Origin of the sequence: Vibrio sp. WZ-1, assembly GCF_052037695.1 — a bacterium.
GTDB lineage: Bacteria > Pseudomonadota > Gammaproteobacteria > Enterobacterales > Vibrionaceae > Vibrio.
In genome coordinates, this window is the sequence record NZ_JBQEQR010000085.1 from 413,033 (window position 1) to 429,464 (window position 16,432).

General features: G+C 43.5%; 13 protein-coding genes. 5 read left to right on the plus strand and 8 right to left on the minus strand.

Annotated elements, in window-relative coordinates; all coding sequences use genetic code 11:
* Position 1: 1 nt before the first annotated feature.
* Positions 2–826: a DUF2797 domain-containing protein gene (locus ACTS60_RS22585; RefSeq protein WP_440890069.1), complete on the minus strand. Its 825-nt coding sequence runs from the start codon at positions 824–826 to the stop codon at positions 2–4.
* Between the two features lie 270 nt (positions 827–1,096).
* Between ACTS60_RS22585 and ACTS60_RS22590 the strand changes: the two genes are divergently transcribed.
* Entirely contained in the window at positions 1,097–2,422 is a 1,326-nt protein-coding gene (locus ACTS60_RS22590) for a diguanylate cyclase (protein WP_440890070.1), read from the plus strand.
* A 161-nt stretch (positions 2,423–2,583) separates the two neighbouring features.
* On the opposite strand, the gene ACTS60_RS22595 is transcribed toward ACTS60_RS22590, so the two are convergent.
* From ACTS60_RS22595 to ACTS60_RS22605, 3 genes are all read right to left on the minus strand, one after another.
* On the minus strand, positions 2,584–3,954 hold the full coding sequence (locus ACTS60_RS22595; protein ID WP_440890071.1) for an SLC13 family permease: 1,371 nt from the start codon (positions 3,952–3,954) through the stop codon (positions 2,584–2,586).
* Positions 3,955–4,135: 181 nt separating this feature from the next.
* On the minus strand, positions 4,136–4,861 hold the full coding sequence (locus ACTS60_RS22600) for a SanA/YdcF family protein (RefSeq protein WP_440890072.1): 726 nt from the start codon (positions 4,859–4,861) through the stop codon (positions 4,136–4,138).
* A 201-nt stretch (positions 4,862–5,062) separates the two neighbouring features.
* The gene (locus ACTS60_RS22605; protein ID WP_440890073.1) at positions 5,063–6,751 is read right to left on the minus strand and encodes an NAD-dependent malic enzyme; all 1,689 of its coding nucleotides are present in this window, start codon (positions 6,749–6,751) and stop codon (positions 5,063–5,065) included.
* A gap of 217 nt (positions 6,752–6,968) precedes the next feature.
* Here ACTS60_RS22605 and ACTS60_RS22610 point away from each other — a divergent pair, with 217 nt between their 5' ends.
* The 4 genes from ACTS60_RS22610 to ACTS60_RS22625 all read left to right on the plus strand — a co-directional run bounded on the left by ACTS60_RS22610 (position 6,969) and on the right by ACTS60_RS22625 (position 12,813).
* Complete coding sequence (locus tag ACTS60_RS22610; RefSeq protein WP_440890074.1) at positions 6,969–9,323, plus strand: helicase-related protein; 2,355 nt, start codon at positions 6,969–6,971, stop codon at positions 9,321–9,323.
* A gap of 134 nt (positions 9,324–9,457) precedes the next feature.
* Positions 9,458–10,216, plus strand: coding sequence for a phospholipase A (locus ACTS60_RS22615; RefSeq protein WP_440890075.1), 759 nt, complete (start codon positions 9,458–9,460; stop codon positions 10,214–10,216).
* A 234-nt stretch (positions 10,217–10,450) separates the two neighbouring features.
* On the plus strand, positions 10,451–10,828 hold the full coding sequence (locus tag ACTS60_RS22620) for a transporter (protein ID WP_440890157.1): 378 nt from the start codon (positions 10,451–10,453) through the stop codon (positions 10,826–10,828).
* 308 nt (positions 10,829–11,136) lie between these two features.
* Positions 11,137–12,813 (plus strand): alkaline phosphatase D family protein, encoded by a 1,677-nt coding sequence (locus tag ACTS60_RS22625; protein ID WP_440890076.1) that lies wholly within the window; start codon positions 11,137–11,139, stop codon positions 12,811–12,813.
* Between the two features lie 92 nt (positions 12,814–12,905).
* Here the strand turns inward: ACTS60_RS22625 and ACTS60_RS22630 are convergent, their stop codons facing one another.
* The 4 genes from ACTS60_RS22630 to ACTS60_RS22645 all read right to left on the minus strand — a co-directional run bounded on the left by ACTS60_RS22630 (position 12,906) and on the right by ACTS60_RS22645 (position 16,404).
* Positions 12,906–14,009, minus strand: coding sequence for a phosphoribosylaminoimidazolesuccinocarboxamide synthase (locus ACTS60_RS22630; protein WP_440890077.1), 1,104 nt, complete (start codon positions 14,007–14,009; stop codon positions 12,906–12,908).
* A gap of 204 nt (positions 14,010–14,213) precedes the next feature.
* On the minus strand, positions 14,214–14,606 hold the full coding sequence (locus tag ACTS60_RS22635; RefSeq protein WP_010448625.1) for a SulA-like leucine-rich domain-containing protein: 393 nt from the start codon (positions 14,604–14,606) through the stop codon (positions 14,214–14,216).
* Between the two features lie 453 nt (positions 14,607–15,059).
* The gene (locus ACTS60_RS22640) at positions 15,060–15,245 is read right to left on the minus strand and encodes a hypothetical protein (RefSeq protein ID WP_440890078.1); all 186 of its coding nucleotides are present in this window, start codon (positions 15,243–15,245) and stop codon (positions 15,060–15,062) included.
* 178 nt (positions 15,246–15,423) lie between these two features.
* On the minus strand, positions 15,424–16,404 hold the full coding sequence (locus ACTS60_RS22645; protein WP_440890079.1) for a J domain-containing protein: 981 nt from the start codon (positions 16,402–16,404) through the stop codon (positions 15,424–15,426).
* Positions 16,405–16,432 lie beyond the last annotated feature (28 nt).

Sequence of the window (16,432 nt, forward strand, 5' to 3'; positions counted from 1 at the left end):
CTTATGCGCTCACTTCAACTTCATAAGAGGTAAACTTACGCACATTGATCACGCCAGTATCAAAGATCAGGTATTGGCCTTTAATGCCTTGCAATGTCCCCGTTACTACTGGGTTTTTATCGAAGTTGTGTGAGGTGATTTTGGTTGGATGCTGCTGAACTGGATAGCTCAGGGCAGTGATATTCTCACTCAATACCTCAATTGCATCATCACCGTATTGTTGTTTGATCTCGGCGATTTTGCCTTCCACCAACGGCAATAACTCTGCAAAGCGATCTTGTAGCTCAATTGGATCACCATCGCCCTTAAGTAGCGTTCGCCAGTTTGTTTTATCGGCAATGTGTTTTGCTAGCTCGACTTCAATCAAGCCAGAGATATGACGAGTTTTCACTTTGAAGATAGGCAGACCTTGTGTCGCCCCTTGATCGATCCAACGGGTTGGAATTTGCGTATGGCGCGTGATGCCCACTTTTAAACTTGATGTATTTGATAGGTAAACGAAGTGGTCTACCATGCAGTTCTCTTCACCCCACTGTGGTTCACGGCAGGTGCCTTGTTCGTAATGGCAGGTCTCTGGCTTCATGATGCACATGTCGCAACTCGCTAATTTCTTCATACAGACAAAGCAGTGACCCTGCGAATAGCTTTTCTTAGTTTTCTTACCGCAAGAGCAGCAGTAAATATTGCCAGTATGAGTCAGGCTAAGTGTTTGACCAAGAAATGGGCTTAGATCCACTTCTTCATCACCTACAGGAAGACGGTAGCTTACCGCACCATCAAGAGTAGCACGCATTTTGTTTAGCGTGCCCGTAGCAATTATTGACATGACATTACTCATTATTGTGTTTTTGCACAGTATACCAGAATGGCTTGCTCACTGCTTGTAGCACATGTTGTGAACTGTTTCGCAAACTAGTTTTTAAATAAGTCCTAATGTTTTATGGAATTAACATCACAAGCTAGGATCTTAAGTGTATCAGTGCTGAGACGTTGGCTTTGTTTGGTTTTTTTAGGCTTGATAAAGAACTTTATTTGAAGTTCTAAAAAACTTTCAGTACAGTGGGCTGTAAAATCATTAATTATCTCGTGGCTAAATATGAAGTGGATACATAAACTCATTTTTGCGTTGTCTATATGCACCATCAGTTTGGTTGCTCTCTACAGTGTGCTAGGAGACACCCGCAAGCTGGTTGTAACACCAGAAAAATATAAGTTCTATGCTACTAATGACTCTGTAGAGGGCGGTGCTAGTCAGTCAAGTATTGAGTGGGGGCAAGGTGATTTACAGCTAAACTGTGACTTAAAGGAAAGCAGCTATGCTTGGCCTTACTGCGGAATATCAATATACACAGACGTGAAGGAAGCAACGAAAGGTATTGACCTCTCAAATTACCACACGATACGCATCAAGCTTAACTATGCTGAGTCAGGGAAGGGGGCGAAAAACCTTAGGGTGTACCTAAGAAATTTCAATGAAATCTACTCAAAGCCATCGGATGAATACACGATAAAATATAACGGAATGCAATTTCAGTCATCTGGTGTAGATCAGACAATTGAAATCCCGATTAAAAATCTTCAAGTGATGACTTGGTGGCTTGCAGATAATAAAGTTCCTGTTGAACATTCTGGTCCTGAATTTTCAAATATTACGCGAATTGATCTAGCTACCGGCGCGGGGGCTGGCTTAGGCCATCACAAAATTACTATTGAAAAGATCGAATTTGAAGGTGCATATCTAGCCCAGGAAACGCTGTTGTTCACACTGCTATTTTCATGGATGGCATTGGGGCTGGCATTCTCTTTAAATGAGTTGAGAAAAAGTAAGCAAGCTTTTGATAAGTCACAAAAGAGACATCGCCATTTAGAAAAAACAAACAGCACACTACGTGCGCAAAACTATGAGTTCGCAGAATTGGCTCATCGGGATGCCTTGACGGGTGCCATGAACAGGCACGCAGTGCGCAATTGGATGGAACAAAAAGCACGTCAAGTGAGGTGGGGAACTGAGTCATTTTCTATCTTGTATCTGGACTTAGATCATTTTAAAGCCGTTAACGATAAGTACGGACACCAAATGGGTGATGATGTTTTACGAGAGTTTGTGATGGTCATCGCCAGTTCAATCCCAGAGGAATATCGTCTTGTTCGCTGGGGAGGTGAAGAATTTGTGGTCTTTTGCCCAGATTGTTCTGTTCATCAGGCACAAGAAATTGCAGAAAAACTTCGAAAGAATGTAGAAAATCACCTTTGGATACACGGTGAAAAGTTAACTTGTAGTATCGGCGTTGCAGAGATGCAAAAGGAGCGGATGACCGAAGCAATGGCAAGGGCTGATGAGGCGCTGTATCAAGCGAAACATAAGGGCCGTAACCGAGTTGAGGTTAACTTCGGGTTAGTTCCATTGAAAGTAGTGAAGTAAACACTAGATATAAAAAAGGTGGTCATTCGACCACCAAAAGGGAAACTGCTGAACATGACTAGGGGGTAGTAGTTAGGTATTCAAATTGATTACCGAGAACAGCAGTGTAGTGCTAGATTTTTACTAAAAAGAGTCGCGTATAACGCGGCTCTTTTTGCTTTTTACCAGAATAACCAAGCGAATAGGGTAAGCGCTGCGATACAGGCGATGTTAAGCACCATACCGATTCGCATCATCTCTTGCTGCTTGATGTGACCTGTACCAAAAACAATGGCATTTGGTGGCGTTGCCACTGGAAGCATGAAGGCACATGAAGCCGCGACAGCGATTAGGGCTGAGAGGATCACTGGCGATAGACCAAGCGCCTCGGCAATGGTAGCGAAAACGGGTACGAGTAGTGCAGCACTTGCCGTGTTGCTTGCAAACTCAGTTAAGAACACGACAAAAGCAACCACAGAAAGAATAGTAATAAGAATGCCTGCTTGCTCTAGGAATCCGGCCAGACCATTGGCTAGGAATACACTAGTACCTGTTGCTTTAAGTACATTACTCAAACAGATACCACCACCGAACAGAATTAATACACCCCAATCGGTAGTTTTTTCGATGTCTTTCCATTCTACTGCGCGAGATGCGCCAAGCAGTAAGATAGCACCTATAGCAACAAGCGTATCAAACTTCGCAAAGCCACCTAACATGGCGTTGATTGGTTTGCTAAATATCCAGAAAGTCACGGTGAGCAAAAAGATAGCTAAAGTGATCTTTTTTCCGTTGGTCCATTCGACTGGCTTATGAGTAAGCTCAAATTGATGGCTCAAATCTGGTTTGGTCATGGTGTAAAGAATCAAAATTGCTATTGGCATCAGAATTAATGAGATAGGTAAACCTAACTCCATCCATTCCGTAAAGCTCAGGCCAACTTCCGCAGCCGCAATGGCATTCGGTGGACTACCTACCAAAGTTGCTATACCACCAATTGAAGCACTGTATGCAATGCCAAGGAGTACAAATAGGTAGGTGCTGTGATTCTTTTTAGCATCCAATTTGCTCATCACACCTAGGACCAACGGTAACATCATTGCTGTAGTTGCGGTGTTAGAGATCCACATTGAGAGCCCTGCGCTTACACCAAATAGCATAAATACAGCGACGGACATTTTGCCGCGAGCAATAAGCAATACTTTATCGGCAATGGCTTGGTCGAGCTTTTGTTTATGTAGAGCGGCTGCTAGAGCAAACCCTCCTAGAAACAAAAAGATGATTGAGTTGGAAAAGTTGTTAAGCGCTGTTTGGGTATTGAACACACCAAGGAACACCGCTAGTAAAGGGACAAGTAACGCGGTAATGCTGACATGGATGGCTTCGGTTAACCAAAGTACCGCGACAAATACTAGGATACTCAAACCAGTTACTACTTTTGGTTCGAAGGGAAGGGTGGTAAGTAAGACTAAAAACAATACGATATTAGCGGTTAAAATCATACTGTTTCGGGTGAAGAACCAGTTCTTCAATGTCACGGCGAGTGCGGTCATATTTGAGCTCCTTGTTCAGCGCCTTATTAATTATTATTTATGGCAAAGTAACTGACTTGTTTTTATTTATTGATTAAATGTTACTTTGGTTAAGGCGATAAAGTTGGAGAGTTTGGTGCAGCTGTAACGGAAATGTGAGGTAAGGATTTAGAAATGGGTAGTAATCTACCCATAAGATATTCTACAAAGGAGATGGGGTGTCAGATTTTGGGGGCTCATCTCCCAAATTGGGCGTGCTTTCTAACTCTGGTTGCTCATCGTGAGGAACAATAGGCTCCTGTGGACCAAGAAATTTTGGTTGGGTGTTCATCACGTACAGGTCGAGAAATGCTTTTACTCTTGCGAGTAACTCTCTCATACGCATGGAGCTCTTCTGTTTTTGAGTATCAGGTCCTGCCACCGCTAGGCACTGTGCATCAATATTGTAGGCATTAGCGATAAAGAGTGCGCGTTCACAATGAAACCTTTGGGTTACGATGAGAAAACGTTCAGAAGCAAAGATCTTTTTAGCTCGAACAATAGAGTCTAGTGTGCGAAAGCCAGCATAGTCGAGATGAATCGACTCTTCAGGTACACCAGCCTTTAGTAAATCTCGTTTCATAGTCCAAGGTTCGTTATAAGAGCGATGAGCGTTGTCGCCGCTTAATAGAAACTGCTGAACTTTTCCTTGATTGTAAAGATCGATAGCCGCATTGATTCGATGGATGTAGTAAGTGTTCAGTACTTTTCCAATATACTTACTCGTGCCGAGCACAACAGCAACTTCATGTGAAGGTACTTGCTCATAAGAAGTAAAAATACGATCTTCAGATTGTGTAGCAACCCAGCGGTCGATGGCAAAAATCACCGTGATGAAGCTAACTATAATGATCGACAAAACCAAAGCTATTCGCTTCCATGAAAGCATAAACTTGCACTTTGACTTTATCTGAGAGAGAAACAAACCAGAATTATCCTTGAGTATTAAGATGCTTCTCATCATATCCGATAGTCCGGAAACTAGAGAAGTCTATTTATGCCAAAATCTGGTTAGAATGGTAAAAAAAAGCATAAAAAACAAAAGCCCCCGCACTGCGGGGGCTATTTATTATCCGTTTTGTCTCAAAAACTAGAAGGCTGTACGCTTATAGCGACGGTACACAGGCTGCCAGAATGCTTGCTCAATCGCATCATTCAGTGCTTCATCGGTGATTTCTAAGGCGACACCTTGCTCAATCGCTTTTTTAGCGACCGCGAAGGCAATCTTTTTAGATACTAGATGGATTTCTTCCAAAGGAGGTAGAAGAGCGCCGTTGCCGTTGATTGCCAATGGCGAGCATGTCGCCAACGCACGGCTAGACTCCATTAGCATTTCGTCAGTGACACGTCTTGCGTTTACTGCCAGAACACCAAGGCCTATACCTGGGAAAATATAGCTGTTGTTACATTGTGCGATAGGGTAAGAATGACCTTCATGAACCACTGGCTCAAATGGGCTACCTGTGGCAACCAATGCTTCACCGTTTGTCCAACGAATGATGTCGTTTGGTGTCGCTTCGACACGGCTTGTTGGGTTCGATAGTGGGAATACGATAGGGCGCGCACAATGTTTGTGCATCTCTTTGATCACTTCCTCACTGAATAAGCCTGGAGCACCCGATACGCCGACAAGAACGGTTGGCTTAGCGTTATGCATTACATCAAGAAGCGAGAAACCATTTCCTTCATTTTCCCACTTTTTAGTGTTATCAAACTTCTGAACAAGGCGCTGTTGGAAGTCAAGAAGGTTAGGCATGCCTTCTTGCAATAGGCCCCAGCGGTCTACCATGTAAACTTGTGAACGCGCTTTTTTATCAGAAATCCCTTCTGAAACCATTTGTGCGATGATCGCTTCTGCAATACCGCAACCTGCTGAGCCAGCACCCAAGAAAGTGATACGTTGATCAGACAGCTTCGTACCTGCTGCTTTACATGCCGCTAGAAGAGAGCCTACGGTTACCGCAGCGGTACCCTGAATATCATCGTTGAAACAACAGATTCGATCTTTGTAACGCTCAAGAAGTGGCATTGCGTTTTTCTGTGCAAAGTCTTCAAACTGGATCAGAGCATCTGGCCAGCGGCGTTGTACAGCTTGGATAAACTCTTCTACAAATGCATCGTAATCAGGACCAGTGATACGAGGATGACGCCAGCCCATGTACATTGGATCTGCAAGGCGCTGCGGGTTGTTCGTGCCCACATCCAGTACGATTGGCAGTGTATAAGCAGGGCTGATACCACCACATGCGGTGTAAAGAGCAAGTTTACCAATTGGAATACCCATACCGCCGATACCTTGGTCACCCAAGCCCAAGATACGCTCACCATCGGTTACTACGATAACTTTAACGTTGTGATTTGCAGCATTGTTGAGTAGATCATCGATACGGTCACGGTTCGGGTACGAAATAAATAGGCCACGACCACGACGGTAAATATTGGAAAAGTTTTCACATGCTGCACCGACGGTTGGTGTATAGATGATAGGCATCATCTCAGAAATGTGGTTTTGAACTAGGCGGTAGAATAGTGTCTCATTGGTGTCTTGGATGTTGCGCAGATAAATGTGCTTATCCATATCACTTTCAAAGTTTTTGTATTGTTGGTATGCACGCTCTACCTGCTCTTGGATGGTTTCTGTTGTTTCTGGTAGAAGACCTTCCAAGTTAAATGAACTACGTTCTTCTGCAGAGAACGCACTGCCCTTGTTCAAAAGAGGGGTCGCTAAAAGAGCCGGACCCGCATATGGGATATAGAGTGGGCGCTTGTCGTTGTTCATTAGGTGCCTTAAATGTAGGGTTGAAGGATGCGTGTAAAATTCTAACGGGTTCGCCATTTAGTTGTAAACATTCGTTGATGTACATCAACGTAATGTCGCAAAAAAATCTGCTTCTAGACGAAAATATCGTCACTGAATCGAGCATAGTGAATCTTAGAGCAGGGATTTCTGACTCTGGTATACTCCCTCGCTATCTAATATCACGTTCTAATCTATTATGTCTCAATTACCTATCGATAGCTTACAAGCTGAATTTGACCGACTGGTGAATCAACATCACTTGGTGGTAGAAGCCGAAACAGGTTCAGGTAAATCCACACGCTTGCCGCTTTGGGCTGCCAATCACGGTCGAGTATTGGTGATTGAGCCACGTCGAATTGCTTGTACATCTTTAGCTGAGTTTCTAGCTGAGCAATCCGGTCAACCGTTAGGTAAGCAGATTGGTTACGCGATTAAGCTTCATGCTCACTACGATGAAAACACCAATGTTGTGTTCGTGACACCCGGAGTTGCACTGCGCTGGTTCGCGGAAAATAAACTGGCTAGCTTCGATATCGTGATGGTGGATGAATTTCATGAACGCCGCTGGGACATTGATCTCCTTACGGCGATTTTAAAGCAAGAAAAACAGCACCGTTTGATTGTCACGTCTGCAACCTTAGAGGGCGAAAAGCTGGCGAATTATCTGGATGCAAAGCGCTTACGTTCTGAAGGACGATGTTTTCCTGTCACCGTGACCCATCGCTCGGAGGATAGTCGTTATTTGCCGAACAAAAAAGGTTGTGAGAACGATGTCGTTCGAACAGTGAAAGAAGCGCTAGAAGACGAAGAGGGTGATCTTCTTGTTTTCTTACCGGGTCGTAAAGAGATCACTCAATGTTCACAGATGCTGCAAAATCTCGATGATGTGCTGGTGGTAAAGTTACATGCTTCTGTCAGTGATGAAGAGCGCCACCGTGCACTGACAGTGCAAAAGCAACGCAAAGTCGTACTGGCTACTAACGTCGCGGAAACCTCTCTGACTATTCCAAATATTCGTGTGGTGATCGACAGTGGTTTGGAGCGCAGAACCGTACAACGAAATGGACGTACAGCACTGACGTTAACCAACATTTCTAAAGCCAGCGCAGCGCAGCGAATGGGGCGTGCAGGTCGTGTTGCTGAAGGGGCGTGCATTCGTTTGTTTGGTGAGCATGCGCCATTAGAATTAGTCACGCCGCCTGAATTGCATCGTGAAGAACTTGTCGAGCCAATGCTCGCAGCAGCTTGTTGTGGTTATAGACTTTCCGAACTTTCATTCCTTGATTCTGTGCCGGAAAAGTCACTCAACTCAGCACTCCAAACCCTGCAAAAGATGGAAGCGATAGACGAGCAAGGCGATATCACTGAGCACGGCAAAAAAGTTTATCCCCTACCAATTGATGCCTTATTTGCGGATTTAGTGACTCGTATTCAGACCAAATCAGAAAAAGAAGCGATGATTGACTTGGCTGCAGCCCTATCGGTACCGGCTCAGTTGTATCAACTTCAAGGTGGGGAGTCTGTTGACGCATTAGCACAAGAAGAACCATTTGGTTGCGATGCTTCTATGATGATTCGCTTGGTGCGAGGGGAGCAACTTCCCGGCGTTAATGTTGATGCGAGTGTGCTTGAAGAAGCGCAAGGTTTAGCGAAGCAGATGCGAGAAGTATTTGAATTGCCAGAACTTGAAGTGGCGTCGCGATACAAGCGTGATGAACTAACCAAAGCCATTGCCACGTTACATCCTGAGTTGGTGTTTGTGCGCCGAGAACGTCGTCGTGATGCATTGGGTAATGGTTTGATGGAAATGATGGTCGGTCGCAACAGCCGTTTTCCTGACAAAAGTGAAGCAGCACTGATTTTAGACAGCCACAGCGTTCCCGGAAGAGGTGTAAAGCAGACGCTCAACCTTGCAACCGTGATGGTACCTGTTTCTCTGAATCTGCTGCGTGCGTTAGAGCTTGGTGAGTGGCAGCAAGGCGAAACCAACTATGAGGAAGAAGCTCCGCGCGCGACCATGCACTTGATCTATGCAGGACGAACCATTTGCACTGAATACCAAGTGCTTCAAGGTGGTGTTGCGGTTCAGTCCATCGTGGAGATGATTGAAGACGAAGCAATACTGCCGGGTTTTGCCCCGTTAAGAAAACAACAGATACAACATTGGAAGATTTATAACGCGCTTGGGTTAAATCAAGAGCCTGTCGATAAAGCCACGCTTGATGATTTGTCTTTTTCAACTTGGCTCGTGGAACAGTTAGAAACGCTTGGCGTGGAAAGCATGGAAGACATTGAACTGTTTGAAGCGGACGACATCCCATTCGAAGGCATCCCCGATTGGGAATATCAGGACTTTGTAGAGCAGTTTCCGCTTAAATTGCTGTTGGCTGAATTAAAGCTCGACGTGGAGTACTTTGTGTCTCGTAAGTTGGTTCATGTTATTTACACTGATGGCAATCGAAAGGGCGACCCGAAACGCTGGGAACTACCAAGATGGGCGGGATGGAAGGTGCAATATAAGAAAGCCAGCCGTGTGATCGATGTGAAGTAATCGCCAGCAGACAGCGAGATTTTTGAACTGGAACGGTATTTGCTTTAAATACCGTTCTTTTTAATTGTGGCTCACGTAAAGGAGCTTAAGAGGAACACCATTGCCGCTCTGTGGGTGGCGAGAATAGGAGAGTAATGAAATTTAAGATACTTCCACTTCTTTTATGTCCAATGTTTGTGCAGGGTAAAAGCCTCACTAATATTGCAACATATGAAGATAACTATGTTTTGGGTACATACACGACAGATATTAATAAAGACGTTCTGAGAGGAAAAGCAGAAGACGTCGACCAACTTCAGCAATTTGAAGTTAAGTTTCAAATCTCTGCATCAGTGCCGGTATATCGCTTTAACTCCGGTACTGCTGTGTTAGCTTCCTACACACAAAAATCTTTGTGGCAATTGGCAAACAACGATATTTCTTCACCTTTTAGAGAAACCAATTACAAGCCTCAGTTATTTTTGGCCCACCAGTCGAATATGTTGCTCTTCAATCATTTAGAGACGGGTTATTTGCATGAATCAAATGGTCAGTCGACGGCTTTATCTCGCAGTTGGGACCGCCTCTACCTATCTTTGGAAAGAGTGTCGGGGCCGGTTGAGTATGGTATTCAAGGCTGGTGGGTATTTAAGTCTGAACATGATGACATGGAGGACTTTTATGCTCCCTATAAGCTTTGGAGCAAACTCTATACTGGACCTGGCGTGATTGATGCCCGAGGTTTTTACAATTTCTCGTCGGATAAAGGTGGAGTTGAACTGGGTTATACGCACTCGATTAACGATATTTTAGGTATCTATGTGCAGGGTTATCATGGATACGGTGAAACCTTGATTGATTACAACCATTCTCAGACTCGACTTGGGCTTGGCATTAAACTTATGAATTTATAAATATTTTTCATCCATTTTGTTAATGGTGTCGCTTTTTCTTTACTGGCTAAAATATTAATCAATTGAATGCTTATATATGGCTAAGCTGTACATTGTTTGTTACAAATCTGGTTCTTATATTTCCTTTTGAATGTAAATTAGGGCATAAAAGACCATTGTCTTATATCCTATTGCTATATCAAAACAGTTGAACGATATTTGGTATATCTAATAAAAAGCGTGTCGAGGCCTATGATGGAGCAACAAGGAAAGAGAAGCATTGAATTCGACTACACAAGCTTTCTAGGCGCATCTGGCAGTAAAAAGTGGACCTTTCTAGAGGCGTTTACCACCATCGCTCCCATTTTTGGCATGATGTGGAAACAGAACATCGTGGAATTGACGGAGCCTGAAGATCGCCTTTGGGAAGCAGCATTAAAATCGATGTCTTCGCGTCAGAGTGATGAATCCAATCTGGTTACTTTGGTAAGGTTAGCGCAAGGTGAAGGTATACATGAACTACGAGTAGTTATGCCTTATGCTTTGGAAACTCAGCAAATTGAATACATTGAGCAAAGAAGTAAACTCAAAATAGAGAGTAGTGAACCGGATGTTTTGACTGTAAAACTTTAGCCTTTCTTTTTCCTCACTTTCAAACATCTAATAGAAGCGACTGATCCACCAGTCGCTTTTTTTGTCTCCGAAAACAAAATTTTCCTATTTGTTATTAATGCAGAATTGATAATAAGTGTGATGAATATAGAGTATTTACACTTAAATTAACATTTTTGTAACCTTCTGACATGCAATTGTCATAACGTGCTTCTAAGTTTGTGTTTCACAAACAATGTTTAAACGCTATTTGTGGTTGAGAACTTATTCGCATTAGGCCGAACAATCGCTCTTAGCTAAAGGAACAAAACATAACAAGGGAAGTTAATATGTCTTTGTCACGTAGAGATTTTATCAAAGCCATGTCTTCGACGGCAGTTGCAACGGGTCTAGCTGGATGTAGTAGCGATGAAGATACGTCAGTAACAAGTGCAGCTTTTGAGCATGGGGTTGCGAGCGGGGACCCAACACAAAGCCAAGTCATTATTTGGACGCGAGTCTCTACCGAGGCAGCAAACGTCGACGTAGAGTGGCAAGTTGCGTCTGATATGAATTTTTCCGATGTTGTTCAGCAAGGCGTGTTTTCAACTGATACGAGTCGAGACTTTACCGTAAAAGTTGATGTGATGAACCTCAACGCCAACACCAAATACTTCTATCGCTTCTTGGTTGGAGATTCTTCAAGTGTTATTGGAGAGACGCACACTCTGCCGGAGGGCGCTATTGATGAAATATCGATGGCAGTCGTGTCGTGTGCGAATTATCCCGCGGGTTATTTCAATGTTTATCGTGAAATTATCAACCAACATAAAAGCAAATCTATCGATGTGGTTTTACATTTGGGGGACTATATCTATGAATATGGTTCAGGTGAATACGCGACTGAGAATGCTACTACTCTTGGCAGAGAACCAAGTAAAGGAACGGAATGTCTCACATTAGAAGACTATCGAGCTCGTTATGCTCAATATCGACAAGATTCCGATTTGCAGGAACTGCATGCGACTTTACCAATGATTGCCGTTTGGGATGATCACGAACTTGCCAATGATGCTTGGAAGGAAGGCGCTGAAAACCATCAAGATTCAGATGGGAGTTTTTATGATCGTCGAGCGGCTGCTGCAGCAGCTTGGGTAGAGTGGCTACCAGTACGAGAAAACCCAATATCAAACATGCTGATATATAGGCAGTTTGCGTTTGGTGACCTTGTTAATCTTATGATGCTTGATACTCGCCTAGTAGGTCGTGATAAGCCTTTAGACTACTTTTCCATGTCCCCCCCATCTATGGAGGGTATTGCTCAGCTTGTGGCTCAGTCGAGAGCAAGCGATAGAGAGCTTCTTGGGATGGATCAGTTGGGGTGGTTAGTTGAACAGTTCACAACTAACAACTCAAAGTGGAACGTGCTAGGTCAGCAAGTACTAATGTCGAAGATGGAAATTCCAAGCAGTGTCATGCTAGCGATGTTTCAACTGTTCACTGCCACAGACGAGCAGAAATCGGCTGCGTTATTGGCCGTTAACTCTGCAATGACAGCGTATCTTGCTGATCCTAGTTCAGACCCAGTAACGTTACCGTACAACCTTGATGCGTGGGATGGTTACTATGTTGAACGAGAAAGGCTGTACCAGTTAGCACAATCCGTTTCTGGCAATTTCGTTTGTCTAGCAGGGGATACCCATAACGCATGGACAAGCGAGCTGGCGGATATGTCGGGGAATCCCATCGGTGTGGAGTTTGCAACAAGCTCTGTCAGTTCTCCCGGTTTAGAAGCTTATTTAGGGTTGGATCCGGTTGCGATTGCTCAAATGGAGTTTACGCTTCCTCACTTATCGAAAGAGCTTCAATGGACAGATATTAAACAGCGTGGTTTTATGCGCGTAACCTTCACTCCGGAAAAAGCAGAATCAACGTGGTACATGGTTTCGACTATTATAGATAAAGAGTATCGAGTTACGACTAAATCGGCTTCTACTACCGATGGTGTAACGTTAGATATTAACTAGACAGTTAACGTTGATTTTAGTTTGAACAAAAAAGTCCGCATTTTGCGGACTTTTTATTTGGTTCATTTTAACCATTCATTTTAGAGATAAAGTTAGTCGATCAAACCGTACTCTTTGCTTAAGATCTCGATGATCTCCGCTTTGGGGTTGTCGCTTAACGTGATTGGCTGACCAGTAATTTTTTCTGCGATACCGATATAAGTGCGTGAGATGTCCATCAAAGACTCCACTGGCAGGTCGTTATCACGAGCGAGCGCTTCACGTTCTGGCATTCGTTCTTTGTTAAGCAGAATATCGGGGTCAGGGAAGTGGTTTAGTAGGAATTGACGGAAACCTTCTTTAGAGTTTTCTACGATATTGCCCGCTTGGTATTCTTTCGTATCCCAAATGCGTGAAGAGTCTGGTGTACCTACTTCATCCATGTAGATCAGTTTTTCGTTACCTGCTGCGTCGTGTACGTAACCAAACTCAAACTTAGTATCTACGAACGTTTGGTCAACGGCTTCAAGCGCATCGCTGATCACGTTAAAGCCTTCTTTCAATAGCTTCTCGTATTGTGCAATGTCTTCTGCACTTGAGAAGTTGAAAGCTTCATAGTTATCCACGATGTTTTGGCGCGTGATGTTCACATCATCGGCTTCAGGAACGCCAGGAATGCCTTTCAAAATACCTTTGGTTGAAGGTGTCATTAATAGTTCTGGTAGTGCTTTATCTTTCTCAAGACCTTCTGGAAGCTGAATTCCACAGAACTCGCGCTCGCCATTTGAATAAGCGCGCCACATAGAGCCAGTAATGTATTTGCGGCAGATCGCTTCAATCTTCACTGGCTTCGCTTTTTGCACAATCCAAACGAATGGGTGAGGAATGTCCAAAATATGGCTGTCAGCAAGGCCGTTGTCTTTAAACAATTTGAACCAGTGGTTAGAAATCGCGTTTAGTGCTGCACCTTTACCCGGAACGCCTTTTAGTCCACCTTCGCCGTGCCAGATACAATCGAATGCAGAGATACGGTCACTGATCACCATGATGGCCAGTGGGGCATCAGGAGCGACATCGTATCCTTTTTCTTTGATCAGTCGTGCGCTGTCTTCTTCAGTTAACCAGTAAACAGAGCGAACTTTTCCGCTGTGTACAGGCTTGTGGGTGCGAATTGGCAGGTCGTCATTGACGGCAAGTACTTGATTAGCAAGGCTCATTGCGACATTCCTATCATCTTAATCAAACGTCATAAAGAGAAGATATCCAGCGAACAATGTGCGCTGAATAAATCGAATGAGGGCATCATACCAGAACTATTTTAACTCGCCAGAGAAAAAGCAAACGTTTGCCTTAATTTATTGAAGTACAAAAAAAGCCTCCTTGAAAGGAGGCGAGATGCAGGATGGATAACGTCGATCTTATTAGTGGTACTTGTTCACTCTGCCTTCGACGAAAAAGACTTCACACTGATAACGTTGGGCAATATCGCGCAGCATTGATTGATTCATTAATGCAATCTTGTTCGATGCGACGACAGCGCTAGCATTACCAGATTGAATAGCCTTAATAACAATTTCCACTTCAGAAAGCTGTTGAGAGGGCTTCATCTGAATGATGTTTTGACAGCGAATGTTAGAAGCAGCAAGTTGCTCAAAATCAGGGCGAGGGCACTCAGCAGTAAACAGAATCCACTGTTGCTGTTGAGACAATACAGCCAACTTAGAAAGAAGTTGGTCAGACACATCCATAGGTTGTGTTGCTTGTGCCAATACGTTGTAGCGAGAGTATGTATGAGATTGACTTTGTAACTGCATCTTACTGTTCCTTTATACATGCTGTATGTCTATACAGTAGTTTGTTTTTGGTGACTGATCAACCGATTTCTAAAAGTTGAACGTAAGATTTTCCGATGATTACGTATCTGCATGCTTTTAAGTTGCTGAAATATATTGAAATAATTGTGGAATTACTTGTTTTTATGAAGGGTGATAAATGTGAGGTAAGTAGTATTCTTTTTTCTATGTACAGGTCATTAGTACTGTATACACAGTACTTTTAGTCCATCTATACAGTGTTTTGGAGAAAGGAGAGAATGCTCTGAGATGAGTTTACCCACTCAAAGGTACGATCTCAGGAAGTGATTCGATACTGTGTTGTCGCAAACTAGAGTGCGTCGTTGTTTGATCCGGTTGGTATCATGTTTTAGAGAACAAAAAAGCGCCTCTAAAAAGGCGCCTTTGAAAATCAGTTCCATTGATTTGTTCTGATTAGCTTGCTTGGTGTGCCATGCGTTCACGCATCTGCATTTCGCCTTGGTTAAACAGGCGAACGTCGATTTTCGCGATGTCGAAGCAAGATTTGCATGAGCGATGATACTTACCATCAAGGTAATCATGACGAATTACAAAGCTAGGTTTTTTACACCAGTCACAGGTGCCTTCTTCAGTGAACATTGATTTTCTCCCCACCTAAATTAGTTTTGAGTCGCTAGGTGTTATTTTTCGCCACGCATTATGGCATACAAACGAACGTTTAGTTAAATGTCTGTTAATTTGTTTGAGAGGGAGATCGATTGCGAGCCTTTGTTTTCTAGGATGAAAAGCTCGCAAGGAAAGGGAGTACTGCTACTTTTTACTCTTTTGTAACATTTTGTGAAATGATTTTAAACGCTTGATTTAAACGCTTCATCTCATCTTCACTTCCTCTAGAATCAGGGTGGTAGAGTTTTGATAATTGTCTGTAGCGCAATTTCACTGTTTTACTCTCTGGAATGTTTTGTGGGGTATAACCAAATGTGGCGCACGCTATTGCCAGTTTTTGATTGTCAGACTGCCCCTTAATTTTCTTAAACTCTTTGAACACTTTTTCTAGTTGGCGTTTAAGTTGTTTGTTAGAAAACTGAAGTTCTTTCACCTGAGTTTCTAATAGCAGAGATTGCGACGCTTCATGCGCTATATTGGCTGCCACTTTTTTATTGTGTCTTCGGTAACCAAAAGCAAAGCCGCCAATCAATACACTCAATCCGAGCGCACCTGAGGCATACCATATATTCGTGGTCTCTGCTTTCTGTTCCTGTTCAAATGTAGCTATATCTTGTGCTTCTTCGTGTGTGGCAGTTTTATCTAGCTCTACAATCTCGGAAACCTGTTTCGCCCTTAGTTGGTTGAAGCGCTCTTCTAAAAACTGATTATAAGCTTCTTCGGCTTGAGGGTTTTTTAGTGCCGCTAATTGGTACCAAGCCTCAAGTAGATCTTCGGTGGTGATGCGATTTTGATGGTGCTGAACAAAGTCTGCAAGGAGGAAGCCTCTATCGGTTGGGTCGTTTAAGGCCACTGAAGTAAACCAATAGGTTGCTTGCGCGAAGTCTACGTTTCCTGTTAATCCTCTGGCGTAGTCTTCAGCTAATTGTTTCTGGGCAGGAATATAGCTTTGTCTTGCCGCTTGCTCTAGCCAATAACGCACGTCAGAAGGAGAGTCTGGATTGGGCTTTAACGCCAGTTGTTGCGCTAGATCGAATTGGGATTCAGGTTGCGTAGGACTTTGAGAAGCGAATGCAGTACTTGTAAGGCAGGCACTTAAAGTTAAGGTAAGGGCGATTGTTCTGAAAGACATTGGGTATGTCAGGTCTAGCGGAGTTCGC